Origin of the sequence: Bradyrhizobium glycinis (assembly GCF_016031655.1) — a bacterium.
Taxonomy (GTDB): Bacteria; Pseudomonadota; Alphaproteobacteria; order Rhizobiales; family Xanthobacteraceae; genus Bradyrhizobium; species Bradyrhizobium glycinis.
This window is the reverse complement of sequence record NZ_JACCHQ010000003.1, coordinates 64,579-91,220: the sequence shown is the minus strand read 5'-3', so window position 1 is coordinate 91,220 and position 26,642 is coordinate 64,579. Positions and strand designations below refer to the sequence as shown.

At 65.1% G+C, this 26,642-nt stretch carries 22 protein-coding genes, 1 tRNA gene and 1 pseudogene; 10 read left to right on the top strand and 14 right to left on the bottom strand.

Features of this window, described 5'->3' with window-relative positions; translation table 11 throughout:
- Positions 1-14: 14 nt before the first annotated feature.
- Together mhpA and HZZ16_RS07175 are read right to left on the bottom strand one after the other, a co-directional pair.
- Positions 15-1,538, bottom strand: coding sequence for a bifunctional 3-(3-hydroxy-phenyl)propionate/3-hydroxycinnamic acid hydroxylase MhpA (mhpA, locus tag HZZ16_RS07180; protein ID WP_197947814.1), 1,524 nt, complete (start codon positions 1,536-1,538; stop codon positions 15-17).
- Positions 1,539-1,669: 131 nt separating this feature from the next.
- Complete coding sequence (locus HZZ16_RS07175) at positions 1,670-2,461, bottom strand: DNA-binding transcriptional regulator (RefSeq protein ID WP_197947813.1); 792 nt, start codon at positions 2,459-2,461, stop codon at positions 1,670-1,672.
- Positions 2,462-2,608: 147 nt separating this feature from the next.
- Between HZZ16_RS07175 and HZZ16_RS07170 the strand changes: the two genes are divergently transcribed.
- Positions 2,609-3,592 carry a VOC family protein gene (locus tag HZZ16_RS07170; RefSeq protein WP_197947812.1) on the top strand — a complete coding sequence of 328 codons (984 nt, stop codon included), beginning with the start codon at positions 2,609-2,611 and terminating at the stop codon, positions 3,590-3,592.
- Between the two features lie 18 nt (positions 3,593-3,610).
- Here the strand turns inward: HZZ16_RS07170 and HZZ16_RS07165 are convergent, their stop codons facing one another.
- The 5 genes from HZZ16_RS07165 to HZZ16_RS07145 all read right to left on the bottom strand — a co-directional run bounded on the left by HZZ16_RS07165 (position 3,611) and on the right by HZZ16_RS07145 (position 8,892).
- Positions 3,611-4,273, bottom strand: coding sequence for a response regulator (locus HZZ16_RS07165; protein ID WP_197947811.1), 663 nt, complete (start codon positions 4,271-4,273; stop codon positions 3,611-3,613).
- Positions 4,270-5,652 carry a sensor histidine kinase gene (locus HZZ16_RS07160; RefSeq protein ID WP_197947810.1) on the bottom strand — a complete coding sequence of 461 codons (1,383 nt, stop codon included), beginning with the start codon at positions 5,650-5,652 and terminating at the stop codon, positions 4,270-4,272. The genes HZZ16_RS07165 and HZZ16_RS07160 overlap by 4 nt, the downstream gene beginning before the upstream one ends.
- Before the next feature lie 201 nt (positions 5,653-5,853).
- Positions 5,854-6,885 carry an L-idonate 5-dehydrogenase gene (locus HZZ16_RS07155; RefSeq protein ID WP_197947809.1) on the bottom strand — a complete coding sequence of 344 codons (1,032 nt, stop codon included), beginning with the start codon at positions 6,883-6,885 and terminating at the stop codon, positions 5,854-5,856.
- Positions 6,886-6,912: 27 nt separating this feature from the next.
- Positions 6,913-7,680, bottom strand: a complete 768-nt coding sequence (locus HZZ16_RS07150; protein ID WP_197947808.1) for an SDR family oxidoreductase — start codon at positions 7,678-7,680, stop codon at positions 6,913-6,915.
- Positions 7,681-7,692: 12 nt separating this feature from the next.
- On the bottom strand, positions 7,693-8,892 hold the full coding sequence (locus tag HZZ16_RS07145) for a mandelate racemase/muconate lactonizing enzyme family protein (protein ID WP_197947807.1): 1,200 nt from the start codon (positions 8,890-8,892) through the stop codon (positions 7,693-7,695).
- 177 nt (positions 8,893-9,069) lie between these two features.
- On the opposite strand from HZZ16_RS07145, the gene HZZ16_RS07140 reads away from it, so the two are divergent.
- Both HZZ16_RS07140 and HZZ16_RS07135 read left to right on the top strand, forming a co-directional pair.
- On the top strand, positions 9,070-9,837 hold the full coding sequence (locus tag HZZ16_RS07140) for a GntR family transcriptional regulator (RefSeq protein WP_197947806.1): 768 nt from the start codon (positions 9,070-9,072) through the stop codon (positions 9,835-9,837).
- A gap of 126 nt (positions 9,838-9,963) precedes the next feature.
- Positions 9,964-11,328 carry an MFS transporter gene (locus HZZ16_RS07135; RefSeq protein ID WP_197947805.1) on the top strand — a complete coding sequence of 455 codons (1,365 nt, stop codon included), beginning with the start codon at positions 9,964-9,966 and terminating at the stop codon, positions 11,326-11,328.
- A gap of 9 nt (positions 11,329-11,337) precedes the next feature.
- Here the strand turns inward: HZZ16_RS07135 and HZZ16_RS07130 are convergent, their stop codons facing one another.
- Together HZZ16_RS07130 and HZZ16_RS07125 are read right to left on the bottom strand one after the other, a co-directional pair.
- Positions 11,338-12,588 carry an arsenic transporter gene (locus HZZ16_RS07130; RefSeq protein WP_197947804.1) on the bottom strand — a complete coding sequence of 417 codons (1,251 nt, stop codon included), beginning with the start codon at positions 12,586-12,588 and terminating at the stop codon, positions 11,338-11,340.
- A gap of 152 nt (positions 12,589-12,740) precedes the next feature.
- Positions 12,741-15,218 (bottom strand): hybrid sensor histidine kinase/response regulator, encoded by a 2,478-nt coding sequence (locus HZZ16_RS07125; protein WP_197947803.1) that lies wholly within the window; start codon positions 15,216-15,218, stop codon positions 12,741-12,743.
- A gap of 215 nt (positions 15,219-15,433) precedes the next feature.
- Between HZZ16_RS07125 and HZZ16_RS07120 the strand changes: the two genes are divergently transcribed.
- The 4 genes from HZZ16_RS07120 to HZZ16_RS07105 all read left to right on the top strand — a co-directional run bounded on the left by HZZ16_RS07120 (position 15,434) and on the right by HZZ16_RS07105 (position 20,031).
- Positions 15,434-16,504: a zinc-binding metallopeptidase family protein gene (locus HZZ16_RS07120; protein ID WP_197947802.1), complete on the top strand. Its 1,071-nt coding sequence runs from the start codon at positions 15,434-15,436 to the stop codon at positions 16,502-16,504.
- 179 nt (positions 16,505-16,683) lie between these two features.
- Positions 16,684-18,699 carry an acetyl-CoA carboxylase biotin carboxylase subunit gene (locus tag HZZ16_RS07115; protein WP_197947801.1) on the top strand — a complete coding sequence of 672 codons (2,016 nt, stop codon included), beginning with the start codon at positions 16,684-16,686 and terminating at the stop codon, positions 18,697-18,699.
- A gap of 169 nt (positions 18,700-18,868) precedes the next feature.
- Positions 18,869-19,735, top strand: a complete 867-nt coding sequence (locus HZZ16_RS07110; RefSeq protein WP_197947800.1) for an isocitrate lyase/PEP mutase family protein — start codon at positions 18,869-18,871, stop codon at positions 19,733-19,735.
- On the top strand, positions 19,732-20,031 hold the full coding sequence (locus tag HZZ16_RS07105; protein ID WP_197947799.1) for an acylphosphatase: 300 nt from the start codon (positions 19,732-19,734) through the stop codon (positions 20,029-20,031). The genes HZZ16_RS07110 and HZZ16_RS07105 overlap by 4 nt, the downstream gene beginning before the upstream one ends.
- A gap of 50 nt (positions 20,032-20,081) precedes the next feature.
- Here the strand turns inward: HZZ16_RS07105 and HZZ16_RS07100 are convergent, their stop codons facing one another.
- Together HZZ16_RS07100 and HZZ16_RS07095 are read right to left on the bottom strand one after the other, a co-directional pair.
- Positions 20,082-21,599 (bottom strand): PAS domain-containing hybrid sensor histidine kinase/response regulator family protein, encoded by a 1,518-nt coding sequence (locus tag HZZ16_RS07100; RefSeq protein ID WP_197947798.1) that lies wholly within the window; start codon positions 21,597-21,599, stop codon positions 20,082-20,084.
- Positions 21,600-21,726: 127 nt separating this feature from the next.
- A complete protein-coding gene (locus HZZ16_RS07095; protein ID WP_197947797.1) occupies positions 21,727-22,578 on the bottom strand; it encodes a LysR family transcriptional regulator in 852 nt (283 codons plus the stop codon).
- Between the two features lie 111 nt (positions 22,579-22,689).
- Between HZZ16_RS07095 and HZZ16_RS07090 the strand changes: the two genes are divergently transcribed.
- On the top strand, positions 22,690-23,112 hold the full coding sequence (locus tag HZZ16_RS07090; protein WP_197947796.1) for a tautomerase family protein: 423 nt from the start codon (positions 22,690-22,692) through the stop codon (positions 23,110-23,112).
- Between the two features lie 44 nt (positions 23,113-23,156).
- Here the strand turns inward: HZZ16_RS07090 and HZZ16_RS07085 are convergent.
- Positions 23,157-23,871 (bottom strand): annotated as a pseudogene (locus HZZ16_RS07085) (DNA helicase).
- Positions 23,872-24,070: 199 nt separating this feature from the next.
- Positions 24,071-24,820 (bottom strand): lipoyl(octanoyl) transferase LipB, encoded by a 750-nt coding sequence (lipB, locus tag HZZ16_RS07080; RefSeq protein ID WP_197947795.1) that lies wholly within the window; start codon positions 24,818-24,820, stop codon positions 24,071-24,073.
- An 82-nt stretch (positions 24,821-24,902) separates the two neighbouring features.
- Between lipB and HZZ16_RS07075 the strand changes: the two genes are divergently transcribed.
- Together HZZ16_RS07075 and HZZ16_RS07070 are read left to right on the top strand one after the other, a co-directional pair.
- A complete protein-coding gene (locus HZZ16_RS07075; RefSeq protein WP_018647371.1) occupies positions 24,903-25,145 on the top strand; it encodes a FliM/FliN family flagellar motor switch protein in 243 nt (80 codons plus the stop codon).
- A gap of 169 nt (positions 25,146-25,314) precedes the next feature.
- Positions 25,315-25,399, top strand: a tRNA-Leu gene (locus tag HZZ16_RS07070).
- Positions 25,400-25,719: 320 nt separating this feature from the next.
- Here HZZ16_RS07070 and HZZ16_RS07065 read toward each other — a convergent pair.
- A complete protein-coding gene (locus tag HZZ16_RS07065) occupies positions 25,720-26,622 on the bottom strand; it encodes a tetratricopeptide repeat protein (RefSeq protein ID WP_210342382.1) in 903 nt (300 codons plus the stop codon).
- Positions 26,623-26,642 lie beyond the last annotated feature (20 nt).

The following is a 26,642-nucleotide window of genomic DNA, read 5'->3' as shown; positions in this document are numbered from 1 at the left end:
TTGAGAAGGTGCGGTCAGGCCGCGGAGGGCACGTGGGCTGAAGGAATTTGGGTTGGAGGCGCGATGGCGGCGATGAGGCGGTCGAGCTCGGCCTCGTTGCGGGCGGAGCCGCGCACATAGCGGTCCGGGCGAACGAGTGCGGCGATGATGCCGTGCTCGCGCAGCCAGGGCCCAAGGCCGTTGGCATCGTCGCTGGTCAGGATCTTGAGCCCTGCCTGTGACAGCGCGAGGCGCGATGACAGTGCGGCCGCCGTCTTGATGAGCAGGACATGGTGATAGCCGGTCCGGTCGTCGCTTCGGCTGTCGTCGGTCAAGGTGAACTGCGGCGCCAGGTGTCCGGCGAGCGGCAGGTCGCCGAACGCGAGCCCGGGGCCGAGCAGGGGCTTCTTCACGTCCAGCTTGACCGGCGCGTTCTCGCGCGCTTCGCCGGCGGCAAGACCGGCCTCGATCGCCTTGGTGTTGATGACACCGCCGAGGCGAATGGCGAGTTCGATGAACTCGCGCACATGCGGCAGGCGTTCGCTCTGATAGGTGTCGAGCAGATCGGGCGCGGCGCCGTCGCGGATCACGCTCGCCAGCTTCCAGGCGAGGTTCGCGGCATCGCGAATGCCGGCGCACATGCCCTGGCCGAGGAAGGGCGGGGTCTGGTGCGCGGAATCGCCCGCGAGCAGCAATCGTCCGTTCCGCCAGTGCTGCGCGATGACCGAGTGGAAGGTGTAGACCGCAGCGCGCTCGATCTCGGCATCGTCGGGCGTGATCCAGCGCGACAGCAGCTCCCAGACCTTCGCGGGTTGCGCGACGTCCTGCGAATCCTCGTCCGGAAGAACCGTGATCTCCCATCGCCGCCGCGCGCCGGTGCCGCGCACGTAAGTTGCGGGCCGCCTGGGATCGCAATGCTGGAGGCTGTAGTCACCGAGGTCGTCGCGCGCGCGCTTGAGCAGCACGTCGGTCACGAGCCAGCGCTCGTGGAAGCCGAGATCGTCCATCCCCGAGCCGATGAAGCGGCGCACCAGGGAGCGGGCGCCATCGCAGCCGATCACGTAGCCGGCGCGGACCTCGCTGAGCCTCCCGTTGGAGAGGTCTTCGTAGCGGACCCGCACGCCATGCTCGTCCTGGTCGAGCGCGAACACGTCGCAGCGGTTGCGCAAGGTGACGTGCGGCCAGCGGGCGAGGCCGCCGATCAACACGTCCTCCAGATCCGGCTGGTGGAAGCGGTAGCTGAGATGCCAGCCCATCGGTGTCAACGTCTGCGGACGGGACCAATCCAGCAGCATGCGGCCGGCTGCATCGAGAAAGAGCATGCCGGGGCTGAGAATGACATGCGGCAGGATCGCATCGGCAAGCCCGATGGTCTGGAACACGCGCATGCATTCATCGTCGAAATGCACCGCGCGCGGCAGATGATAGGTTCGCGCCTCGCGCTCCAGCACCAGCGTCCGCACGCCGCACATTCCGAGCAGGTTAGCGAGCGTGGCGCCTACCGGCCCGCGGCCGACGATCACGACGTCAAACTCTTCAGGGGTGGATTTATCTTGCATGAGGTATCTCTTCCCCAAGCAAGGCCGGCGCTTCAACGCCGGCGTGGCAAGTGTCCGCCCAGCGGACGGCTTTCCGCCGCTCGTCATGGGCGGGACAAGCCCGGGCATGACGGCGTGCGGACGTGAGCGCGTTACACCTCGACCGGGATGGCTGAGGCGGTCTCCTGGAGCCGCACTGCAAACTGCGCAATCGCCTCGTCGATCCCCAGTGCCGAGCGAATCCAGATGATGGATATGCAGCCAAACACGATCCCGTTGCGAACAATGGGCACGGCAATTGAAGCCGTCTTGGGATTGTATTCGCCCTCGCTTCGTATGGCATAGCCTCGCGCAGCGGTCTCGGCGATCATGCGGTCGAGCCGGCCCTGGTCGAGGAAGGGGCGGTCGTCGACCTCATCGATGCGACGGAGATGATTGATGATGAGATCGCGTTCGCGCGCAGGGCAGGCGGCGAGGTAGGCGCGGCCCGCAGACGTGCGCAGCATCGGCAGGCGCTTGCCGATCATGCCGCGGTCAATCGAGAGCGGGCTGCGAGAGTGCGTGGTCTCCTGCACCACCATCGCCGCGTTCTCGTACGTCGAGAGATCGACCGGCCAGACCAGTTTCTTGCTGAGATCGGCGAGATAAGGCGCCGCCGCCTGGCAGATCACCACGCCGGGATCATAGCCGTCGCCGAGGCTCAGGGCGCGCCGGGTGACCCGAAATCGGTCGTCGCTGGCGCTGCGGGCGATATAGCCGAGCTCCTCCAGGGTTTCGAGGAGGCGATACACGGTGGGTCGGGGCAGGTCGAGCGCGCGGGCGACGTCGCCGGCGCGGATGCCGCCGGAGCGATTGACCTCGTGCAGCACGTCGAGCCCGCGCTTGAAGGCGCGGACGCCCTCAGACTGCCGCGGCTGGCCGTTCCGCGTCCGCTCCTTGGACACTTGGTATTTCCTCTCTTGTGGCACATCCCGGCGCGCTTATTGTCGTTGCGAACGCGAGGCGATTGCGGAACGCCACCGTAGGATCGCGCGCGGCCGGTATCAAGCTCGCCGCGATACGGTGACCGCGATGCCTTCGGGAGGAATTCGATGGAAATCGCAGCGCTCGGCTATATCGGAATCAGTTCATCCCAGCTCGACCAATGGAGTCGGATGGCGACCCGGCTGCTCGGCATGCAGCAGGTCGATCGCGGCGGCAAGATGCGGGCCTTCCGCATGGACGACCGCAAGCAGCGGCTGATCGTCGACGGCGGCAGCGATGCCGGCCTTGCGGTGATGGGATGGGAAGTTCCTTCGACCGCCGAACTGGACAAGTTGGCAGGACGGCTCGAAAGCCATGGCATCAAGGTGGCGAGGGGCTCGCGCGCACTCGCTGACGAGCGGCATGTCGGCGAGCTGGTCGCGTTTGCCGATCCCGCCGGCAACCGGCTGGAGGCTTTTTGCAAGCCGGAGCGTGCGAGCGAGCCGTTCAAGCCGGGCCGCCCGATCTCGGGCTTCCGCACTGGGCCGCTCGGCATGGGGCATGTCGTGCTCAATGTGGAGAATGTCGAGGTGCTGTTGCCGTTCTATCGCGACGTGCTCGGCTTTCACGTCTCCGATTTCGGGCTGAAGCCTTACGGGCTTTATTTTTTCCACGTCAACGGCCGCCACCACTCCTTTGCGATGGTCGGCTCGGGGCGGAAGGCGATGCATCACTTCATGGTCGAGCTCGGCTGCCTCGATGATGTCGGGCAGGGCTACGACCTCGCGCAGCTGGACGAGGGACGCATCGCCTACACGCTGGGCCGGCACACCAATGACCACATGACCTCGTTCTACGTGAATACGCCGTCCGGCTTCTTCATCGAATACGGCTGGGGCGGACGCGTCATCGATCCCGAAACCTGGCAGCCGCACGAGACCTTTGATGGGCCCTCCCTGTGGGGTCACGAACGGCTGCATATGCCGGAAGAGCAGCGCAAGCGCCTGCGCGACATGCGGCTCGACGCGGCTGCCCGCGGCGTGCGCGTCGCCGATCCGCGCGTGCCGCCGCTCAATTGCGCGTGGCTGGACTCGGTGGTCGCGCGCGAATGATCTGCGGCGACGCCGCGATCAGGCTTCGCCGAGATCGACCTCGGTCAGGATGCCCTGGCGCAGCGCCAGTCGGACCAGCTCGATGTCGGAGGCGACGCCAAGCTTGTCCTTGATCAGGGAATGCAGGTTCGCCACCGTCTTCGGGCTGACATGCAGCGTCTCGGCGATCTCCTCCGTCGTGTTCTCGGCGAGCAGCAGCCGCAGCACCTCGAACTCGCGCGGCGTCAGCACGTCGGCGGCCGAGGTCTCGCCGCTGATGCGGCTCAGCGCGAGCTCGTGGTCGATGTCGGGGCTGATGGCGATCTTGCCGGCGAGCACATCCTTGACCGCGCGCACCAGGGTCTCCGGCGGGCTGGTCTTGGTGACGTAGCCCCTTGCACCGGCGCGGATCGCCTGCACGGCAAAGCCGGCATTCTCGTGCATGGTGAAAACGAGGATTCGCGCCGCCTTGTCCCACTGCCTGATCCGCCTGACGGCTTCGATGCCGCCGATGCCGGGCATGCTGAGGTCTATGATGACGAGGTCGGGCGTCTCGGATTTGTACAGGCGATAGGCTTCCGCTCCATCGGCCGCCTCAGCGACGACGCGCAGGCCCGGCTGCTTCTGCAGCACCGAGCGATAGCCCTCGCGGACGACGGAATGATCGTCGACCAGCAGGATGGTCGCATCCGCCGCACTCATGCCGCATGCTCCAGGGCCTCAGAGGCGGCAGCCGCGAGCGGAATGAATACGCGCAGCGCGGAGCCGTGAGGGCCGGTCTCAAAGCTGAGCCGGCCACGAAGCGCTGCAACGCGCTCGCGCATGCCGAGCAGGCCCATGCCGGACTTGGCGGCGGCCTCGTTCGGCCGGCCATCGTCCTCGATCGCGAGCGCGATTTCGCTGTCGGCCATCGTCAGATGCAGGCTGACCTTCGTTGCGCCGGCGTGCTTGGCCGCATTGGTGAGTGCCTCCTGCACGATCCGATAGAGATTGGCACTGACGGAGGCGGGCACGCTGTCGAAAGCGCCGTCGAACCGGATCTCGAAGCGGGTCTGGCCGCGACTGCGGCCGTTCCACCCTGAGACCAGGCCTTCGAGGCTGGCGACCAGGCCGAGCTCGTCCACATCGGGCGGCCGCAGCCGGAACAGCGCACCGCGCAGCGTCTCCATCATGCCGGTCGCGGTGCGGGCAATGCTGTCGCATTCGCCCAATAGGCCGGGACAGTCCTGCGCCGCAGTCTGGCGAGCGGATGCGGCCAGCGCACGGATTGCCGCGAGCGACTGGCCGAACTCGTCATGCAGCTCGCGGGCGAGATGGCGGCGCTCTTCGTCCTGGAGCGCGATCAGCTTCCGCGTCAGCTCGTTGCGCTCGGCAAGCGCCGTGTCGAGGCTTTCGGCGAGATGGTTGAAGACATCGCGGATGGCGGAGAGCTCGGCGAGGTCGAACGGCGGCAGCCGGGTGGTGAGGTCGCCGGCGGCGATGCGTTCGAGGCCGCTGCCGATCATGCGGGTGGGGCGCAGGGCGCGGGCCAGCGCGGCATAGACCAGCGCGCAGAGCAGCGGCAGCGCGATCGCAAGCGCGATCATCAGGCGGCCGGCCTCGTGCCAGGCCTCCGCCGTCTGCACCGCCGGGTCGATCGAGACCACGGTCTCGCCGAGCTTGGTTCCACGCACGGTGACGGGCCGCGCCGCCTCGCGGCCGGGGTCGAACAGGCTGCGATAGAAAGCGGCAAACGCTTGTGGCGGCGGGCTGGCCGGGGCAGGCGCGCCGCTACAGAAACGCTGCAGCATCTCGCCGCTCGCGCTGCGGAAGCCGAGGCAGAGACCGGGCGTCATCACATGGGCCGACACCGGGTCGAGGTCCGGAAAGTCCGAGCGGGGACTAGGCACCCACTGCATCTTGCCTTGCTGCAGCTCCAGCGTCTTCGCCACGATGGCGGCGATCCCGTCGATGCGTGCATGCGCGGCGCTATCGGCGGTGACGAGGAAATAGGTGGAGATCGCGGCGAAGCAGGCGGCCGAAATCGCGGCCACGCGCAGCGTCAGACGGACCTTGAGATCGAACCTCGGGCGATTCCACATCGGCTTGCACCTGGTGCGAACGGGCTTGTCGCACCTCATTAAAGGGCAGAACGCCAGCGGCGGGAAGCGTTCCCAACTTGCCGCACTGCAACGTCGTGAAATTTTCCCGGTGTTGGTCGGGACAGCCGCAGCCACACGGCCTCGGGCGGCCGTTCAAACTTGCCGTTCCTACGAGGCCTCCCCGCGACCTGACGGCATCGCTCAGAACGTCAGCTGCACCTTCATCGATTGCGAACGATCGCTGGCGAGCTCGAAGGCGGCGATGGCGTTCTCGAACGGCATGGTGGCCGTGATCAGCGGCTTGACGTCGATCAGGCCGTCGCCCATCAGGCGCACCGCGAGCTCCAATTCGGGATCGAAGCGGAACGTGCCGCGCAGCTGCAATTCCTTGGCGACGATCGAGTTGATCGGCAGCGTCATCTCGCCGCCGAGGCCGAGCTGCACCAGCATTGCGCCGGGCCTGAGCACGTCGAGCGCGGTGCGAAGCGCTGCCTGGTTGCCGGAGGCCTCGAACAGCGTGTCGAACACGCCCTTGCCGGCGCGCCAGGGATCGAGCGCGATGGCATTGGTCGCGACGTTGATGGCGTGCGTGGCGCCGAGCTTCTTGGCGACCGCGAGTGGCGCCTCGGCCACATCCGTCACCACGATCTCGGATGCGCCGCCGAAGCGCGAGACCAAGATCATGAGCGCGCCGATCGGACCGCAGCCGGTGATCAGCACGCGTTTGCCGAGCAGGGGACCGGCCTGCTTGCCGGCATGCAGGCACACCGCCAGCGGTTCGGCGACCGCAGCTTCCGCCAGCGAAAGCCTATCCGAGATCGGCACGGCCTGCGTGGCATCGACCGTGATGAACTCGCGAAAGCCGCCCTGCACATGGGGAAAGCGCATCGCACTGCCGAGGAAGCGTATGTCGAGACACTGGTTGCGCATGCCCTCCTGGCAATGCAGGCACGCCCCGCACGGCTTGCTCGGGTTGACCGCGACGCGCGTGCCCGGCTTGACGCTGGTGACGCCATCACCGACATCGGCGACGACGCCGGCGATCTCGTGACCCAGCGCCATCGGCTGCTGGATCCGCACCACGCCGAAGCCGCCGTGATGATAATAGTGCAGATCGGAGCCGCAGATGCCGCCATTGGCGATCTTGACGCGAACTTCGCCAGGAGCGGGGGCCGGATCGGCATAATTATCGATCCGCAGGTCCTTCGGGGCGTGGATGACGACGGCGCGCATGGGCTTGCTCCTTCGTAGTCTTTGCGGTCACATCGCGGCGATCATGCCGCCATCGACATAGATGATCTGCCCGTTGACGTAGGTTGACGCATCGGATGCGAGGAAGATCGCGGCGCCCACCAGCTCGTCCGGCTTGCCCCAGCGCTTGGAGGGGATGCGGCCCATCAGCCAGGTGTTGAAATCGGCGTTGTTGACCAGCGCCTCGTTCATGTCCGTCAGCATGTAACCGGGGCCGATCGCATTGGCCTGGATGCCGTGCTGGGCCCATTCCACCGCCATCGAACGGGTCAGGTTCTTGATGCCGCCCTTGGCCGCTGTGTAGGGCGCGATGGTGGGGCGGGCGAGCTCGCTGCCGAGCGAGCCGATATTGATGATCTTGCCGTGCTTGCGCGGGATCATCCGCTTGGCCGCCTCGCGGCCGATGACGAAGGCGCTGGTGAGGTTGGTCTCGATCACCTTGCGCCATTCGTCGGTGGTGAACTCGACGAGCGGCTTGCGATGCTGGATGCCGGCATTGTTGACGAGGATGTCGACCGCGAGGCCTTCGCGATCGAAGCGCTCGAAGGCGGCGACGATCGCCGGCTCGTCGGTCACGTTGAACGCGGCACCCTCGGCCGGATGCCCGGCGGCGCGAAACTCGGCGACAGCCTGCTCGACGCGCTTGGGATCGACGCCGTTGACGATGATCTTCGCGCCCGCCTTGGCCATGCCTTCGGCGATGGCGCGGCCGAGGCCGCGGGACGAGCCGGTCACGAGCGCGGTGCGGCCGGAGAGATCGAAGAGGGAAGTGCTCATCTCAAGAATTCCTCAGACGTTGGAGCGGCGCACGGTGAGATCGGTGCGCTCGAAGACGGCAGGCAGGAGGTCGACGCCGAGGCCCGGGCCTTCCATCGGAAAGACGTAGCCGTCCTTGATGGTGGGCATCGTGGTGACGAGCTCATTGTACCAGCCCTTGTAGAAGGCGCGCACGGATTCCTGGATCAGGGTGTTGGGCTGGCTGAACGACATGTGGATGGCCGCGATGAAGCCGATCGGGCCAATACAATCATGAGGAGCAAAAGGCCGGTGATATGTCTCGGCCATTGCCGCGATCTTGCGGCCTTCGGTGAGACCGCCGGTCCAGCACAGATCGGCCATCACCACATGCATGGCGTCACGGTCGAGCATGTCCTTGTAGGGGAAGCGCGAGCCCAGTGTCTCGCTGGCGCAGACCCAGACGTCGGTCGAGCGGGCATATTCGGCCAGCGCCTGCGGCGAGTTCATCCGGATCGGGTCCTCGTACCAGGTCGGCTTGTAGGGCTCGAGCGCACGGGCGATCTGCTTGGCGGTCGGCAGATTCCAGAGCGAGTGGAGCTCGACCATGATCTCCATCTTGTCGCCGACGGCTTTCCGAATCTTCTCGAACGGCTCGATCGCCTGCTTCATCTGTGCGGCGGTGATGTAGAGGCCCTTGTTCTCCTGCGCCGCCGGATCGAAGGGCCAGATCTTCATCGCGGAGATGCCGCTTTCGAGCAGGCTTTCGGCGAGCGCATCGGCATGGTTCATGAAGCCGTCGAGATCTTCATAGGGTCCCTTGGAGGCGCCGAGATTCCAATTGGCCACCGGGCTGATATTGGTCGAGCGGACATATTGCGTGCCGGCACAGGTGTTGTAGATGCGCTGCTTGTCACGGCAGAGGCCGCCGAGCATCTGGTGCACCGGCTGGCCGCAGACCTTGCCGAACAGATCCCACAGCGCGATGTCGATTGCTGACGCCGCGCGGTATTCGACCCCGGTGGAGGACTGCGCCATCGGCAGGTTCAGCATGTCGCGATGGATCGCCTCAATGTGCAGGGGATTGCGGCCGAGCAGGCGGCCGGCAAAGGTGTCGTGGATCTGCGCTTCGACGGCGCCAGCGCCATAGAAGGTTTCGCCGAGACCGATCAGACCAGTGTCGGTGTGGATGCGGGCCCAGATGACGTTGGAAAATTCCTCGGTGCGCAGTGTCTCGATCGACGTGATCTTCACGGCGAGTATCCTCCCATCGAAAGGCGCTTTGCGCCCCACGTCTCATTTTGCGCTGCAACATATTGCAGGTCGTGCCGACGTCTTACGCCTGCTTGTAATATATCACAACATGTTTTAAGGGTGCCACAACGAGGCGCGCCATCCTGCAACGAGAGCGCGGGTTGACGGGAGGACGACATGGCACGACGCAAGCGCGCGCTCGAGGTGGTGAAAGACGAGGATGATGGCGGAGGCCGGCGTTCTCGCAGCAACCGACTCAACTTCTTCGAGTTGGCCTATCAAAGGATCGAAGAGCTCCTGGTTCATTGCGAGCTCAAGCCCGGCCAGTTCATGACCATGCTGGAATTGCAGCAAATCACCGGTTTCGGCCGCACACCGGTGCATCACGCCGTCAATCGTCTCTCCGCCGACACCCTCATCATCATCCGCCCGCGTCATGGCCTGCAGATCGCGCCGATCGATCTGGCGCGCGAACGCATGCTGCTCGGCCTGCGCCGCGACATGGAGCGCTTCGTGATCCGCCTTGCGGCCGATCGCGCCAGCCTCTCGCATCGCAATCAGGCGCTGCACATCGAGCGCCTGTTGCGCGAACGCCGCGCCGGCCTGACCCTCGACGAATTCAATCAGCTCGACCGCCGCATCGACGCGCTGGTGCTGGAGGCCGCCGGCGAGCCGTTCCTGGTGCACACGCTGCGGCCGCTGCACACGCTGTATCGCCGCATCGGCTACATTCACCATCGCTTCATGCCGGGGCAGGCGGATCTGTCAGGCACGATCGATCACCATCTCGCCATTCTTGCAGCCGTGGCCAACCGCCGCGTCGAGGACGCGGTGAAGGCGAGCGATGCACTGATCGACTACATGGGCGAGATATTCACGGGCATGGAGGCGGGGATTGATCCCCGCCTGCTCGACTGCAGCATCGAGCCGCTGCTCGGCGCGTAGAGCACGATCCGGAAGATTGTGCAGCGGTTTTCCGAAGAGATCATGCTCGAAACAACAAGCTGAAGCGCGATGATGATTCACCTTGTTCTCATCGCGCCCTAGAGAGTTCTGAAGAAAGGAAGAAGAATGTCAACGATGGCGATGCCAAAAGCGACCGCGAGCGAAGCTGCGGTCCGCTACCTCATCACGAACTACAGTCCAAAGGGCAACAAGGTCGGCTGGCTGATGATGGCCTCCATCCTGGTCGAGGCCTGGGACCTCTATTCGATCGCCTTCGTGCTGATCTTCATCAAGGAGCAGTACAATCCCGATCCGCTGATGCTCGGCCTTGCTGCCGCCGGCACGCAAGGTGGCGCGTTGATCGGTGCGCTGCTCGGCGGCTGGCTGTCCGACAAGATCGGCCGCCGCGTGATGTTCCTGGTGACGATGGTGCTGTTCATCGTGCTGGCGCTGGCGCAGGCCTTCGTGCCCAGCGTCGGTTGGCTCGTTGTGATCCGCTTCCTGCTCGGCATTCCGCTCGGCTCCGACATCTCGACCGGCTACACCTACATCATGGAATCCATGGCCAAGGGCGAGCGCGAGGTCATGGGCAACCGCTGGCAGTTCATGTTCGCCGTCGGCGAAGTGCTCACCATCGGCGTCATCGTGATCTTCCTGCTGATCGACATGAACCACGAGATGCTGTGGCGCGTGACACTCGGTCTCGGCGCGGTGCCGGCTCTCATCATCCTGATCATGCGTCACGATGTGCCGGAGACGGCGGTATGGCTGGTGCAGAAGGGCCGCTACCGCGAGGCCAAGCAGGTCGCGCGCGAGATGTTCAACGACAACCTCGACATGCTGCCGGATCGCGACGTGGAGGTGCCGAAGACCAGCACCCGCGCATTCCTCGCCGACCTCAGGAAGGATCCGATTCGCTGGCGCGCCACCCTCTATGGCTGGATCGCCTGTTTCGCCCAGGCGAGCGAGTTCTCGACCTTCGCGTTCTATCTGCCGGTGCTGTTCGTGATGGTCGGCGTCTCGAGCGTGCTCGGCATCAATGTGGTGACGATGGCGCTGTTCTCATTCGCCGCGCTGTCGGGCTGGGTGGGACCGTTGCTGACGCCGAAGATCGGCCATCGCGGCATCGCGATCGCGGGCTTCTCGATCGTGCTGGTGTCGCTTCTGGTCGCGGCCTTCGCGCTCTACACCGACAACAAGATCCTGCTGCCGTTCGCCGCCGCCGGCATGCTCTGGGGCCATTATTGGGATGCGTCGAACTGCATGACGATCCCGACCATGGTTGCCCGTCCGCGATATCGGGGCACCGCAAGCGGCTTCGCCTACATGTTCGTGAAGCTGCCGTCGTTTCTGGCAATCTTCCTGTTTCCGACGGTGTTCGCGGCGATCGGGCAGGCGAATGCCACGCTGATGGTCGCGATCTTCCCGCTGATAGGCGTGCTCGCCGCGATCTTCATCCTGCCGGAAGTCTACGGCTACGAGAACGACTGAACCCGCACACTATCTGATCGCGGCGGCTAACGCCGCGATCAGAGCTGGCGGCGTCACCAGCAGGCCGAGCTTGAGGAATGGCCAGGCGCCGACCTCGATCTTCTCCCGCCGGAGCGCGACCAGCCAGAGAATGGTGGCGAGCGAGCCGGTGACCGACAGATTGGGGCCGAGATCGACGCCGATCAGGATGGCACTGACGACCGGCGCGGGCAGATGATCGCTGGCGGCGACCGAGCCCGCGACGAGGCCGACCGGGAGGTTGTTGGCGATGTTGTCGGCGAGCGCGGTGGCGATGCCGACACTCCAGGCGGCGTTCATCACGGACTGCGCCACCGCCTGGTGCAATAGCGCGCTCAGCTGCGCGATCACGCCGGTCTTCACCAGCGCTTCGACCATGACAAAGAGCCCGCCGACGAGCGGCAGCACGCTCCAGGAGACACCGTGCAGCACGGGCAAAGGCGATTGCCTGTTGATCAGCAGCACGATCGCTGCGGTCGTCACGCCGCAGATGAAGGTCGGCAGACCCAATTGTAAATCGAGGGCCGAGGCCCAGATCAGCACGATGCCGATGGCACCGATGCTATAGGCCGTCAACAGGCCGCCGCGGCTGAGTTTGGGATGAGGCACCCGCGTTTCGATGGTTTCGTCCTTCAACTCGCGGTGCAAGGCAAGGCGTAGTGCGATATAGGTGAGGACAATCGAGGCAAGCGACGGCAGAGCGAACTGGCGCAGCCAAGTCCCCAGATGCGGCATATTCTTGCCGAACACGACGAGGTTGGCCGGATTGGAGATCGGCAGCACGAAGCTCGCGGCATTGGCGATGAAAGCGCAGACGAAGAGATAGGGCAGCGGTTTTGCGCCGGCCGCGCGCGTCGCGGCATAGACGGCCGGCGTCAGCACGATCGCGGTGGCATCGTTCGAGAGCAGCACGGTCACGAGCGTGCCGACGAGATAGATCAGCAGGAACAGCCGCTGCGGCGAGCCGCGGGCATGCTCGACCGCAAACGCGGCCAGGTAGTCGAACAGGCCTTCGAGCCGCGCCAGCTCGGCGATCAGCATCATGCCGATCAGGAAGAGATAAACGTCGACCCCTTTCTCCATGCCGACAAGCGCGTCCTGCCACGACAGCAAGCCAAGCAGCACCAGCGTTACTGCGCCGATCGCGGCCCAGATCGCCTCGGGCAGTCGAAACGGCCGGATGATGACGCCACCGGTCGCGGCAACGATGATGCTCCAGGCGAAGATGGCGTCAGACGGCACGGTCAGTCCTTGAGGTTCGGTCAGTCATTCGGCATCGATAACCGATGCGAGAACGGCTGTCTTCCCCTGGAGTCTTGCCGCGGAAGCAGTCTGGATTGGTTCGCTGCGCTCGCAATGGCGGAATTCGTGGCTGCTGCTCGCGAATTTCACGCTCACCTTGCCACCGATAGCTTCTCCGTGATCGCCTTGCGCAGGATGCGCGAGAGCGATTCCACCGAATACGGCTTCTGGATCAGCTCGAGGCCGCGGTGGGCGTTTTCGGCGAGCACGTTGCTGTAGCCGGAAGTGAGCACCACGGGCAGGCCCGGATAGCGCTCGCGGATGATGCCGGCGAGCTCGACCCCGTTCATGCCGGGCATGATGACGTCGGAGAACACGAGATCGACGGCAAACTCGTTCTCGCCCAGGATCGCCAGCGCCGCGTTGGCGTTGGCGACGCGGCGGACGACATAGCCGAGATCCTCCAGGAGTTCGGTGGAGAAGCGGCCGACCTCGTCGTCGTCCTCGACCACGAGCACGCGATAGCCACGCCCGGTCGTGGCCGCCTCGTGGCTCAGCGCCGCGATTTCCTTTTCCGTGGTGGGGCTTTGCGCTAGCGGCAGGTAGAAGGTGAAGGTGGCACCTTCACCTTGCGTGCTCGTCACCGCAATGTCGCCCTCGGACTGCTTTGCGAAGCCGAAAGCCTGGCTGAGCCCGAGGCCGGTGCCCTTGCCGACCTCCTTGGTGGTGAAGAACGGCTCGAAGATCGAGTCAAGATGTTCCGGCGCGATGCCGCTGCCGGTGTCGGTGACGGAGATCGCGACATAGTCGCCGCCGCGCGCCGATTGTGCGCGCAGGCTCGGTATTCCCGAGACCTTGCGCACGGCGATGGTGAGGCGGCCTTCGCCGTCCATGGCATCGCGGGCGTTGATAGCGAGATTGATCAGCGCGGTCTCGAACTGGGCGATGTCGGCCACCGTGAAGCAATCGGCATCCCGAACCTCCACGGCGATCTCGATGCGGGCGCCGACCAGCGGCCGCACCAGCTGCGCCACGCCCTCGACCTGGCTGCCGACGTTGAAGATCTGCGGCTTGAGGGGCTGCCGGCGCGCGAAGGCCAGAAGCTGCGCGGTCAGCTTGGAGGCGCGCTCGACCGTGTCGGAGATGGCATCGACGTAGCGGCGGCGGCGCTCCTCCGGCAGCTCGCGCCGGCGCAAGAAATCGGTTGCGGAGCGGATGATGGTGAGAAGATTGTTGAAGTCGTGCGCGACACCGCCGGTGAGCTGGCCGATCGCCTCCATCTTCTGCGACTGCCGCAGCGCTTCCTCGCCGCGGCGTCGCTCGGTGATGTCCACCGCTTCGGGCACGGCGCCGGTGATGTTGCCCTGGCGGTCGAGCACGGGGCGCATGCCGAAGTCGAAATCGCGCTCGCCGACGGGCAGGCGTAGGCGCATCTCCAGCCGCACAGGTTCGCCTTTAAGCACCGTCTCGAAGGCCTCGCGCACGGCGGCACTCATGCCGTCCGTGCCGGTGAACCAGGGCGTGTCCCAGAACGGCTTTCCGATCACGTCCGCGGAATTCGCCTTGATGCCGGCGAGCGCGGTCTTGTTGGCGTAGACCAGCTGGCCCTCGAGATTGACCAGGCCCTGATACTGATTGCTGGTCTCCAGGATCGCGCGCAGCCGCGCCTCGTTGGCTTCGAGCTCGGCGGTGCGCTCGGCGATCCGTTCTTCCAGCGTCTCGTTCAGCCGCCGGAGCTCGATCTCGGCCTGCTTGGCCACGGTGACATCGTGGGCGACGCCGATGAAGCCGATATGCTTGCCGGTCGCATCCCAGCGCGGCTGCGATTCCGAGCGCAGCCAGCGCCATTCGCCGCTGGCGTTCTTGTAGCGCGCTTCCAGCACGAAGGGCTTGAGGGACGCTTCACCCTCGACGGATTGCTGCAGCACGTGCGGCAGGTCGTCGGGGTGCAGCACCTTGCGCCAGTCGAAGTCGATGGCCTGATCGTAGGGCAGGCCGACGAAATCGACATAGGCCTGGTTGGCGAAGGACCGCTTGCGGTCGAGCTTGGTGACCCAGATCGGCACCGGCGCGCTGTCGGCGATCAGCCGGAAGCGCTCCTCGCTTTCGCGCAGCGTCTCGCGCGCCAGCGCCTGATCGGTAATGTCGATATGAGCGCCGACGAGCCGGATCGCGCGGCCGTCTTTGCCGCGCTCGATCTTGGCGACCACGCGGATCCAGCGGGTCTCGCCGTCGCTGGGGCGGATGATGCGGTATTCGGCGCTATAGTCTTCGCTAGCTCCGGCGAGCGCCTCGAAGAAAAGCTTGACGGTGGCGTCGCGGTCGTCGGGATGGATACGGTTGACCCAATCCTCGTGCGACTCTTCGGCAGCTTCCGGCGGAAGGCCGTGGATCATCAGATATTCGGGCGAACGGCGGTTCTTAAAACCTTCGCGGAAATCGACCTCGACGCCGCCGACCTTGCCGATGCGCTGGATGCGCGCCAGCTCGGCCTCGCGCTCCTGCAGCGCGCGATAGGCGTTGTCGCGCTCGCGCGCGACGTCTTCGAGGTGCTGGCGCAGCCTTTCGGCGGCGATGGTCTCGGGCAAGGGATCGTTCAAGGCATCGGCCGTTGTCATGCAGGTGCGCACGTGCCGGACCGATATTCACACAGACGGAGCGCGATGGCCATTGTTTAGAGGCAGGTGGTGTCGGGAAACAGGGGCGCGCGCCTGGACGCGGGGGAATACGCGATGGCAACGTCCGGTCTGGCAATTTGTTCCGGATACTGGAACGATCGGCTGATTGAGGCGTCGTCGCGAGGCGCCAGTTCTCTCATCATTTTCCTTTCCCAAGAGGCTAAGTCTTGAAGCTGTTTGTCTGCCAGGCCTGCGGCAACGTCCTCTATTTCGAGAACCGCGCCTGCGAACGCTGCGGCCATCGGGTCGCCTTCCTGCCGGAGAAGGAGACGATGGCAGCGATCGAGCCCGAGGGAGAGGCGTGGAGCATCCTCGCCGACAAGGGCGAGAGCCGGATGCTGTGCCGGAATGCCGAGTACGACGCCTGCAACTGGCTGACCGACACAGGCGATAGCACTGGCTATTGCCGCGCCTGCCGCCACAACGGAACGGTGCCGAACCTCTCCGATCCGGCGCAGCTCGCCGGCTGGCGCGAGCTGGAGGTGGCCAAGCACCGTCTGTTCTATTCCCTGATCCGCTGGAAGCTGCCGCTCCAGACCCGCCACGACAATCCCGAGCATGGCCTGATCTTCAACTTCCTCGCCGACGATCCGCACAGCGGCGAGAAGGTCATGACCGGCCATGACAACGGCCTGATCACGATCGCCCTGACCGAGGCCGACGACATCGAGCGCGAGCGGCGCCGGCTCGAGATGGGCGAGCCGTACCGGACGCTGCTCGGGCATTTCCGCCACGAGGTCGGACATTACTTCTGGGATGTGCTGGTGCGCGATGGCGGCAAGCTCGACCAGTGCCGCGCCGTCTTCGGCGACGATAGCGCCGATTATGGCCGGGCCCTGCAGCGCCATTATGCGGAAGGACCGCTGCTCGACTGGCAGCAGAACTACGTCTCGGCCTATGCCACGACGCATCCCTGGGAGGATTTTGCCGAGACCTGGGCGCATTACCTCCACATCGTCGATGCCCTGGAAATGGCCGCCGAGTTCGGCATGGAGGTGCGCCCCAAAGTCGATCGCGACGGGGAGCTGACGGCGCGCATCCGCTTCAATCCGTACGAGGCCAGGGATGTCGAGGCGCTGGTCAACGCATGGCTGCCTTTCACCTTCGCCATGAACAGCGTCAACCGCGCCATGGGCCTGCGCGACCTTTATCCCTTCATCCTGTCGCCCGCGGTGGTCGGCAAACTGGGCTTCATTCATGACCTGGTCCGGGACGTGGCCAAGGCCGGAAAGTCCTAGGGATGCCGCAAGGCGGGCGCGCCAAGCCGATTTCGGTCTTGCGCTGGTACGCCAAAGGCGGCCCGATTTAGACCGTTGCCTCCGGCCCATTTTGATGTACCACGGGAGCCACACGGCCCCTCCTAAAGGCCCCAACGGCTCGGGAAGGGTCCCGCCCAAGGTCGAGACTCAAGAAAAGCATGTTCAAACGCATTCTGATCGCCAATCGCGGCGAAATCGCCTGCCGGGTCATCAAGACTGCCCGCAAGATGGGAATTCAGACGGTCGCGGTCTATTCCGAGGCCGACCGCGATGCCCTCCATGTCGAGATGGCCGATGAAGCGGTGCTGATCGGCCCGCCGGCCGCGGCCGAGAGCTATCTGGTGATCGAGAAGATCGTGGAGGCCTGCCGCAAGACGGGCGCCCAGGCCGTTCATCCCGGCTACGGCTTCCTGTCCGAGCGCGAGGCGTTTCCGCGGGCGCTGGAGGCGGCCGGCATCGTCTTCATCGGCCCCAATCCGGCCGCCATTGCGGCGATGGGCGACAAGATCGAGTCCAAGAAGGCCGCCGCAAAAGCAAAGGTCTCGACAGTGCCGGGCTATCTCGGCGTCATCGAGGACGACAAGCACGCGGTGCGGATCGCCGACGAGATCGGCTACCCCGTTATGATCAAGGCCTCCGCCGGCGGCGGCGGCAAGGGCATGCGCATCGCCCATTCCAAGGCCGAGGTCGCCGAGGGCTTCAACCTCGCCAAGGCGGAGGCGAAGGCCTCGTTCGGCGACGACCGCGTCTTCGTCGAGAAGTTCATCGTCGATCCCCGCCACATCGAGATCCAGGTGCTGGGCGACAAGCACGGCAACGTGATCTATCTCGGCGAGCGCGAATGCTCGATCCAGCGCCGCAACCAGAAGGTCATCGAGGAAGCGCCGTCGCCGCTGCTGGACGAGGCGACCCGCCGCAAGATGGGCGAACAGGCGGTCGCGCTGGCCAAGGCCGTGAACTACGATTCCGCCGGCACAGTCGAGTTCGTCGCAGGCCAGGACAAGAGCTTCTACTTCCTGGAGATGAATACGCGCCTCCAGGTCGAGCATCCCGTCACCGAGCTCGTCACCGGCGTCGACCTCGTCGAGCAGATGATCCGCGTCGCGAGCGGCGAGAAGCTCGCCATCGCGCAGAAGGACGTCACGCTGACGGGCTGGGCGGTGGAATCGCGCCTCTATGCGGAAGATCCGTTCCGCAACTTCCTGCCCTCGATCGGGCGCTTGGTGAAATATCGCCCGCCGGCGGAGGCCAGCAAGGACGGCATCACCATCCGCAACGATACCGGCGTGCAGGAGGGCGGCGAGATCTCGATCCATTACGATCCGATGATCGCCAAGCTCGTCACCCATGCGCCCTCGCGCGCGGCGGCGATCGAGGCGCAGGCGACTGCACTCGACTCGTTCTATGTCGACGGCATCAGGCACAACATCCCGTTCCTGTCGGCGCTGATGCATCATCCGCGCTGGCGCGAGGGACGGCTCTCGACCGGCTTCATCGCCGAGGAATTCCCCAAGGGTTTTGCGGTGCGCGTGCCCGAAGGCGAGGTCGCGCGTCGCATCGCCGCGGTTGGTGCCGCGATCGATCACGTGCTCGGGGCGCGCAAGCGGCAGATCTCCGGCCAGATGGGCGGCCGCGTCGTGCAGCGCGAGCGGCGTCGCGCGGTCTGGCTCGACCGCCAGGAGATCCTGCTCGAGGTCGCGCGCGAAGGCGAGGCGATCGCGATCCGCTTCATCGACGCGGACGGCAAGGCCGGCAATACGCACCTGTTGCATTCGCCGTGGAAGCCGGGCGATCCGGTCTGGCAGGGCACCATCGATGGTCAGTTCGTCGCCGTGCAGGCCCGCCCGATCGCCAACGGTATCCGCCTCGCGCATCAGGGCGTCGAGGTGCCGGTCTATGTCTGGACCGAGGCCGAGGCGGCCTCCGCGCGGCTGATGCCGGTGACGACGGCCTCCGACAGCGGCAAGAAGCTGCTCTGTCCGATGCCTGGTCTCGTCGTTTCGATCGCAGTGAGCGAAGGTCAGGAGGTCAAGGCCGGCGAGACGCTTGCGGTGGTCGAAGCCATGAAGATGCAGAACGTGCTGCGCGCCGAGCAGGACGGAACCGTGAAGAAGATCCACGCCAACGCCGGGGCGACACTCGCGGTGGACGCGCTGATCCTGGAGTTTGCGTGAGACGTGTGAGTGGGGCAGATGATCTGCCCACAAGCGCCGTCATTGCGAGGAGCCCTTAGCGACGAAGCAATCCAGCCTGTCTCCGCGGATGCATTTCTGGATTGCTTCGCTGCGCTCGCAATGACGGAGATTGGGGCCACTGCGTCGGCCCCGATGGAGAGACAGCACCATGGCCTTTCGTTCCCGCCGCGAGAAACTGCGATCGATCCTGTCGGGCGGGACGTGCGTCCATCCCGGCTCGGTCTATGACGCGATCTCGGTCCGCATTGCCGAGGACCTCGGCTTTCCACTCGGCATGTTCGGCGGATCGGTGGCCTCGCTCGCCGTGCTCGGCGATCCCGATGTCACGCTGATCACGCTCACCGAACTGGCCGAGCAGATGCGGCGGATGTCGCGGGCCTCGGCGCTGCCGGTGTTGGTCGATGCCGATCACGGCTATGGCAATGCGCTGAACGTGCGCCGCACGGTGCAGGAGCTGGAGACGTCGGGCGCGGCCGGCCTCACCATCGAGGACACGCTGTTGCCGGCCGCATTCGGTGAGACGAAGTCGCAACTGATCTCGCTGGAGGAAGGCGTCGGCAAGATGAAGGCGGCGCTTGGCGGCCGCAGCGATCCCTCGCTGGTCATCATGGGCCGCACGGGCGCAGCCGCGATCACCTCGATCGATGATGCGGTTCGCCGCGCCCAGGCTTATGAGGCCGCTGGTGTCGATGCGCTGTTTTTCACCGGCATCAAGTCGCGCGCCGAGCTCGAGGCCATCGTCTCCGCCACGCGCCTACCGATCGTGCTCGGCGGCGCGTCGGAGGAATTGAGCGGGCTCGATTATCTTGCGGGTCAGCGCGTGCGCATCGCGATGCAGGGCCATGCGCCGATCGCGGCCGCGACGCAAGCCGTGTACGAGACACAGAAGGCGTTGCGCGAGGGCATGGCGCCAAAAAGCCTCAAGGGCCTGGCATCGTCGGAGCTGATGGCCCGCGTTACGCGCGAGGTCGCGGTCAAGACGCGCAGCGCCGATTTGCTCGGATCGAAGACATGAGCCGGGCGATTCTCCAGGTCATGATCCGCGGCCGCGTGCAGGGCGTCGGTTATCGAGCCTGGGTGGAGTCGCAGGCCACCGCGTATGGCCTCGAAGGCTGGGTCCGCAACCGCCGCGACGGCAGCGTAGAAGCGCTGTTCGCTGGCACGCCGACGCATGTTGCCGACATGATTGCGCTGTGCCGCCACGGCCCGCCGTCCTCGCGCGTCGACAGTGTCACCAGTGAGACGGCAAGCGTGGATGAGCTGAGTTTGCGCAGGGCGGGGGAAGCGTTTTCGGTGCTGCCGACGCTGTGATGTGTACCGACTCCGTCGCCCCGCGCGCGGGGAGAGGCGAAGAAAAGCCGTCACCTCGGCAATTTCGCGATCGCCTCGCTCAGCTCGTGGATCTCGTAGGGCTTGCGCAGGATCGGGAAATCGCCGCGCACGCCTGCGGCGACCTCGCTGTAGCCGGTGGCAAGCAGGATCGGCAGGCCGGGACGGATCTGGCGGAGGCGATGGGCGAGGCTGAGGCCGTCCATCTTGCCGGGCATGACGATATCCGAGAACACGAAGTCAACGCCGTCGCTCTCGATCTCGCGCAATGCCGCTTCGGCATCGGCGACACGGCGCACCTGGTAGCCGAGCTGCTCCAGAAGACCGATGCTGACCAGCGCGACGTCGGGATTGTCCTCGACCAGCAGCACCGTGCCGCTGCCGCGGAACGCCACTCCCGGCGTCTCCCGCGACGGCATATCTGTGCCGCGCGGCAGGACGATAGTGAATGTCGTGCCCTTGCCGAGTTCGCTGGCGACCTTCACCGTGCCGCCGGCTTGGTGGGCGAAGCCGTGGACCTGCGAAAGGCCGAGGCCCGTCCCCTTTCCGATCGGCTTCGTCGTGAAGAACGGCTCGAAGATCTTGTCGAGAACGTCGGAAGGAATTCCGAGCCCGGTATCGCGGACATCGATTGCGACGAAATCGCCGACGAGGGGCGCCTCGTTCAGCACGAGGTTGCGCGCACCGATCGTCACCGTGCCGCCGTCCGGCATCGCGTCGCGGGCATTGATGACGAGGTTGAGCAGCGCGGTCTCGAGCTCGGAGACGTCGGCCTTGATCGGCCAGGTGTCGGAGGGGATGTCGAAAGCGAGACGCACGGAGCTGCCGACGCCCGCGTCGAGCACCTCGCGGATGTCCGCGACGCGTTCGGTAAAATCGATTGCCTGCGGGTTGACGCTTTGCCGCCGCGCGAAGGTGAGAAGCTGGTTGGTCAGCGCTGCGCCGCGCTTGGTCGCGGTCTCGATCGCCGAGATGGCGCGCTCGAGCTTGGGGTCGTCGGCGGCGCCCTTCTTCAGGATGTGAAGGCTGCCGCTGATGATCATCAGAAGATTGTTGAAGTCGTGGGCGACGCCGCCGGTGAGCTGCCCGAGCGCATCGAATTTCTGCGACTCGGCCAGCTGCTTCTGCATCGCCTCGAGCTTGAGCTGGGCATTGCGGCGCTCTGTGATGTCGCGCGTGATCTTGGCGAAGCCGATCAGCCTGCCGTCCTCGTAGATCGGGTCGATCACGACGCTCGCCCAGAAGAACGTGCCGTCCTTTCGCACGCGCCAGCCTTCCTCCTCGTATCGGCCCTTTTCCCGAGCGATGGCGAGCGCCCGCGCCGGCTTGCCATTGGCCCGGTCGGTCTCGGTGTAGAAACGGGAAAAATGCTGGCCGAGGATCTCCTCGGGGGAGTAACCCTTGATGCGTTCGCCGCCGATGTTCCAGCTGGTGATGATCCCGTTAGGATCAAGCATGTAGAGGGCGTAGTCGGCAACCCCCTCAACCAACAGCCGGAAACTGCGCTCGCTCTCGAACAGGTCTCTCTGTTGACTGAACTTTTCGGCCATTCCCGGACCCCGCCTCGACGGGAACAAACGCGGCATGCGCGAGATGGTTCCCGGATGTTGCGACATTTTTGGACAGATGTTCCCGCCCGGTATGCAGGCCAAGGCCGCTGAAGCCCACGCGTGATCGTCAAGCAGCTGCGCTCCGGAATGTTGCCGCCACGGCACGCAAGGCCGCCAGCTTGACGGGATCGCTGATCTTCGAATGCAGCATGACTTTCGAGCTGCCGAGCTTCGGCAGCCTCTGCGCGGGTCCGATGTCGACCAGGCCGGGCGGCGCGATCCGCCGGGCCAGCGGCGCGATCGCAAGGCCGGCAAGCGCGGCCGCGACCACCGCGGTGACGCCGCCTCCCACGAAGCGCTCGCGCCAGGCGATCCCGGCCTTGTCGAGCGCGCGCACGGCGACGGCGCGCACACCGCAGGGCGGGGCGAGGGTTGCGAGCGGCAACGGCTCCCCCTTCGGCAGAGTGAAGCGGCGTGCGGCGAACCAGCCGAACTCGTCCTCAGTCAGCTTCTCGCCGCCGCGGCGGCTGCCTTCCTGGCGCACGATCACCGCATCCAGCTCGCCCAAATCATAAGCATCCTGCATCTCGCGCGAGAAGCCGATGGTGACGGCGAGGGTGAGATTGGACGATATGGCGTGCAGGCGCTCAAGTAGCGGCACCAATTCGGGGCCAGCGGCGTGATCGGAGATGCCGAGCGAAAGCGACTGCGCGGCTGAAGTCTCGCCCGACAGCGCGCGATCATGCGCCTCCATCAGCGCGCGGGCGCGGTCGAGGAACGCGGCGCCATCGGCCGTGAGGCGGACTGCGCGCGGCGAGCGCTCGACGAGGCGCTTGTCCAGCAAGGCTTCCAGGCGCTGCAGCTTGAGACTGACGGCGGCCTGCGTCGCGCCGAGCGCTTCGGCGGCGCGGGTGAAGCTCTGGAGGTCAGCGACCAGCAGGAAGGCCTGGACGGTGGCGATGTCGAGTGTGGCGGCCATTACAAATCGTTATCATTGATATAAGAAGAGATAAGATACCAAAATGATGACCGCAGGTCTAGGTTCTCACCAACGCCGCGCGCATTGCGCGGCACATCGAGGAGAACGACAATGCCCCTGATCACCGTGTCCTACACCACGTCCCGCCAGTCCCCCTCGCTGAAGGCCGATATCGCGAGCGCGGTGTCCGAGCTTACCGCAAAAATCCTGCACAAGGACCCCAAGGTCACCGCCATCATCGTGAAGTCGGTCGAGGCGGGCGACTGGTTCGCTGGCGGCAAGTCGCTCGCCGAGCAGAAGCTCGCCAGCTACTGGATCGACATCCACGTCACCGAGGGCACCAACACCAAGGACGAGAAAGCGGCCTATCTCGCCGCCATGTTCAAGCGCATGGCCGAGATCCTGGGCCCGCTGCATCCCGAGACCTACCTGCATGTCGACGAGGTCAAGGGCGACGCCTACGGCTTTGGCGGCCTGTCTCAGGAGCGGCGCTACATCGCCGGCAAACTCGAGGTTGCGCTGCAGGCGGCGTGACGTTGTAGGCCGCGGGTGAACGAGTCACCCGCGGCCCGAAGCTATCAGCTCGCGACGCGGAACCGCACTTCGGCGTTGTTGAGGAAGCACGTCTTGTCGAACAGCTTCAGGTCCAGCGGGTTCGGCAAGCGGACATCGCCGAGATCGGGGCAGGGCTTGACCGCGGGATCGTAAGACCGGTCGATCTGCGCGATGAAAACGACGATCAGCCCCATGTCGCGCGCAAACGATTTCAGCGCGCGGCACCTGAACGGTCAGATCGGGATTTTCCCGCCTTTGGTCGAGCAGTTGCAGATAGTCGATCACGACAAGCGTGCCGCGCGGCGTCGAAGCCATTTGTTTCACGACGTAGTCGGCGCTGATGACGTCCGAGCAATCGACCTCGAACAGCTCGTCGAACTGCGCCGGCTCCACGCCGATTGCCCGCAGACGCTCCAGCACATCCTTCGCGGTGTATTCGAGCGAGAAGAACGCGGCGCGATGGCCGGACTTCATGGCTTCCACGGCAAGTTCGAGGCTCATTAGTGTCTTGCCCTGACCGGGACGAGCCCCAACCAGCACCAAATCGCCGGGACGCAATTGCGGGAACAACTTGTGAGCCGGTGTCAGCGCAGCTGCCCTCGCCGCCAGCATGCTCCAGGCGGAAAACCCTTCCGTCGTAGTGACACGGTCAAGTGCGTCGTGGAGCGGAATGCCGGCCTCGCGGGACAGGCGCCTAGCCTTGCGCTTCAGATGGTAGATGGGTGCAGACAGTTTCATCGTCAAAACCTCCCATTGCGAGCATGGATCGCAACCCCTCCTTATGCCTGGCGCTCGAACAGTCGGCCGATGATCAACTCGCCCGGCATGAGGTCTGCTTTCCCGGCGGAGGGGGGAGGCGTGGGCGGCACCGGAATGAAGCCTAGCTGATTCCGCGACGGGCGGAGAGCGGGCGCGGTCGGCTCAAACAGAAAAAGTATTAGACAGCCGCTTCCGGCAGCAGCGCGCGGGTCGGCCCGAACAGCTCTTCGAACGCCTGTCGAAGCGCGATATCGACATCAGCCATGGTCACGAGCTGGCCGAGATCGACCAGCGAGGTGACGCCATAACGCGGATCGACGACACCACAGGGCACGATGCCGGCGAAATGCGACAGCTCCGGCTCGACATTGATGGCGATGCCGTGAAACGAGACCCAGCGCTTCAGGCGGACGCCGATCGCCGCGATCTTGTCCTCGTGATCGGCTCCCTTGTCGGGCCGCTTCACCCAGACGCCGACCCGGTCCTCGCGTCGCTCGCCGCGGACGTTGAAGGCGGCCAGCGTGCGCAGGATCAATTCCTCCAGGCTCGCGACATAGGCCCGCACGTCCGGCCGGCGGCGCTTGAGGTCCAGCATGATGTAGGCCACGCGCTGGCCGGGCCCGTGATAGGTGAGCTGCCCGCCGCGCCCGGTTGCAAAGGTCGGAAATCGGGCATCGAGCAGGTCGCTTTCCTTGCCCGAGGTGCCGGAGGTGTAGAGCGGGGGATGCTCGAGCAGCCAGACCAATTCCGGCGCCTCGCCCGCGGCAATCGCCGCAACGCGCCTCTCCATGGTGGCCACCGCGTCCGGATAGGGCACCGGAGCGTCCGAAATCCGCCACTCGACGCGGTCGCCGCCTGCGGCGGAAAACGACGTCAGATCGAGGTCCTGGCGCTGGTTTTGGCGGGGGTCTGGGAGCGAATTAACCATTGGCTAACCATAACGTGGTGATGATCTCTGGAGCAAACGAAGAGTCCCAAGTCCTAAGTCTCAAGTTGCGGCGGTCCTGACAGTGCCCACTCTCGACAAAGTCACCGTGGATCTCATGGTCGTCCTCGGGACGACCACCATGCCGATCCATCAGGTATTACGTCTTTCCCGCGGCGCCATCATCGAGCTGGACGCGACCGAGGCCGACGAGGTCAAGGTGCTCGCCAACAATCTGCCAGTCGCCTCCGGCGTGGTGCTGGTCGACCGCAACCGGATCGCGGTCGAGGTCAAGCAGATGCTGCCGCGCTCGCCGGGTACGCGCTAGCGGTCCGGGCAAGGGTTGGCTCCCGATAGGACCGATCCGAGGCGGGTGTGATTTCCTCCCAACCTTGTTGAATTTCGGGGCCTTTGTAGGCTTGTATCCCCCTGATGGATTTGTTAGATCGGCGGCCGCTGATCCGGCCAGCCTAACGACCTCAGGCCGGCATCTCCTAGCGCTCGTGGCGGAACTGGTAGACGCGCTGCCTTGAGGTGGCAGTGGGTAACACCGTGGGGGTTCGAGTCCCTCCGAGCGCACCAAGGACATAAGCTGTTGATGCGGAACGGATTTATTGATCCATCCGTTCCCGCATTGTTGCCCCAAGGGAATGCCCGCCAAATCACCTGGTTTGATCACGTGAGTCGCTCTTTTCGCTCGTCCTTTCTTGCGAGCCTGAGCTCACGAGCGTCATCGCCATGCCCGCATCAGCGCTGAAGGCGACGACGACAAGCGGAGGGGCGCGCCAGGCGACCAGCAGGACGAAGCAAATTCCGGGTAGGAAGATGCCGATGAGGCGTGGCTGGCCACAGCGACGACGCTGATCGCGGGCAATGAGGTCGCACTATCGAGACACTAGCGCCTATCGCACGCCGTACCGCGAGAAGTCCTCGACGATGGTGGGGCGAATGGCTTTTGCGGCTGCAATGTCCGCGTCGCCGCCGGTCGCGTCGCCCTTCTTCAGTCTGGCCAAGCCCCTTCCGTAGAGGGAACTTGCAAGCTTTGGGTCAAGTGTCAGCGCCGAGCTGTAGTCTTCGACAGCCGCGTCGAGCGCGCCCATCTTCAGATGAACCAGCCCGCGCGAGTCATACGTGGCCGCCTTGTTCAGCTGGGATCGAAGCGATCTGTTGCAATCCTCCAGCGCTGCCTGCAAGGCGCCAAGCACGGCTCTGGTCCAGCAGCGGCCGCTCCATACCTGGTCAAGATCCGATGCGAGACGGATGGCCTCGTCGTGGTCGGACGACGCGGCTTCGTATTCATTTTTCTTCAGGCGCGCTTGCGCACGATTGGCGAAGGCTTTGGCGTAGCCGGGGTCCAGCCTGATGGCCTGGTCGAGCGTCTGGATCGCGAGATCGTATTCGCCTTTCAGCAAGTAGGCCACACCCCGATTATTGTAGGGCTTGGCGAATTCAGGTGCCAGCTTGATCGATTCATTGAAGTCTTGGATTGCGCGGTCGTAGTCGCTCTTCGCAACGTAGGCATTCCCACGATTATTGTAGGAAATCGCCAGGCCTGCTGCCGTGCTCTGGTGCGAATCGATCAGCGCCGAGCAGCCGGAAATCCGTGACTCGATCGAACTGCGCTCCGAGCCATTGCACAGTTCAAGATCCCGGAGGCTGTTGGCCGTCGGGTTCTGCGCGGCAGCCAACGACGGCAGGAGCAGCGAGGCCAGGGCGGGTATGACGACTATGCCTCTCGATCGGCGGGTTTGCGCGGCCGCAGCGCGGCGGGCGTGCGCCGAACCTGGTGGGCATTTGCTGAACAACGGTTGCGCGTATGGCAATG

What these genes read in the sequence shown, in the direction of transcription:
- mhpA (WP_197947814.1), bottom strand. Translation starts at nt 1,538, where the DNA reads ATGCAAGATAAATCCACCCCTGAAGAGTTTGACGTCGTGATCGTCGGC.
- HZZ16_RS07170 (WP_197947812.1), top strand. Translation starts at nt 2,609, where the DNA reads ATGGAAATCGCAGCGCTCGGCTATATCGGAATCAGTTCATCCCAGCTC.
- HZZ16_RS07165 (WP_197947811.1), bottom strand. Translation starts at nt 4,273, where the DNA reads ATGAGTGCGGCGGATGCGACCATCCTGCTGGTCGACGATCATTCCGTC.
- HZZ16_RS07160 (WP_197947810.1), bottom strand. Translation starts at nt 5,652, where the DNA reads ATGTGGAATCGCCCGAGGTTCGATCTCAAGGTCCGTCTGACGCTGCGC.
- HZZ16_RS07155 (WP_197947809.1), bottom strand. Translation starts at nt 6,885, where the DNA reads ATGCGCGCCGTCGTCATCCACGCCCCGAAGGACCTGCGGATCGATAAT.
- HZZ16_RS07150 (WP_197947808.1), bottom strand. Translation starts at nt 7,680, where the DNA reads ATGAGCACTTCCCTCTTCGATCTCTCCGGCCGCACCGCGCTCGTGACC.
- HZZ16_RS07140 (WP_197947806.1), top strand. Translation starts at nt 9,070, where the DNA reads ATGGCACGACGCAAGCGCGCGCTCGAGGTGGTGAAAGACGAGGATGAT.
- HZZ16_RS07135 (WP_197947805.1), top strand. Translation starts at nt 9,964, where the DNA reads ATGTCAACGATGGCGATGCCAAAAGCGACCGCGAGCGAAGCTGCGGTC.
- HZZ16_RS07115 (WP_197947801.1), top strand. Translation starts at nt 16,684, where the DNA reads ATGTTCAAACGCATTCTGATCGCCAATCGCGGCGAAATCGCCTGCCGG.
- HZZ16_RS07110 (WP_197947800.1), top strand. Translation starts at nt 18,869, where the DNA reads ATGGCCTTTCGTTCCCGCCGCGAGAAACTGCGATCGATCCTGTCGGGC.
- HZZ16_RS07105 (WP_197947799.1), top strand. Translation starts at nt 19,732, where the DNA reads ATGAGCCGGGCGATTCTCCAGGTCATGATCCGCGGCCGCGTGCAGGGC.
- HZZ16_RS07100 (WP_197947798.1), bottom strand. Translation starts at nt 21,599, where the DNA reads ATGGCCGAAAAGTTCAGTCAACAGAGAGACCTGTTCGAGAGCGAGCGC.
- HZZ16_RS07095 (WP_197947797.1), bottom strand. Translation starts at nt 22,578, where the DNA reads ATGGCCGCCACACTCGACATCGCCACCGTCCAGGCCTTCCTGCTGGTC.
- HZZ16_RS07090 (WP_197947796.1), top strand. Translation starts at nt 22,690, where the DNA reads ATGCCCCTGATCACCGTGTCCTACACCACGTCCCGCCAGTCCCCCTCG.
- lipB (WP_197947795.1), bottom strand. Translation starts at nt 24,820, where the DNA reads ATGGTTAATTCGCTCCCAGACCCCCGCCAAAACCAGCGCCAGGACCTC.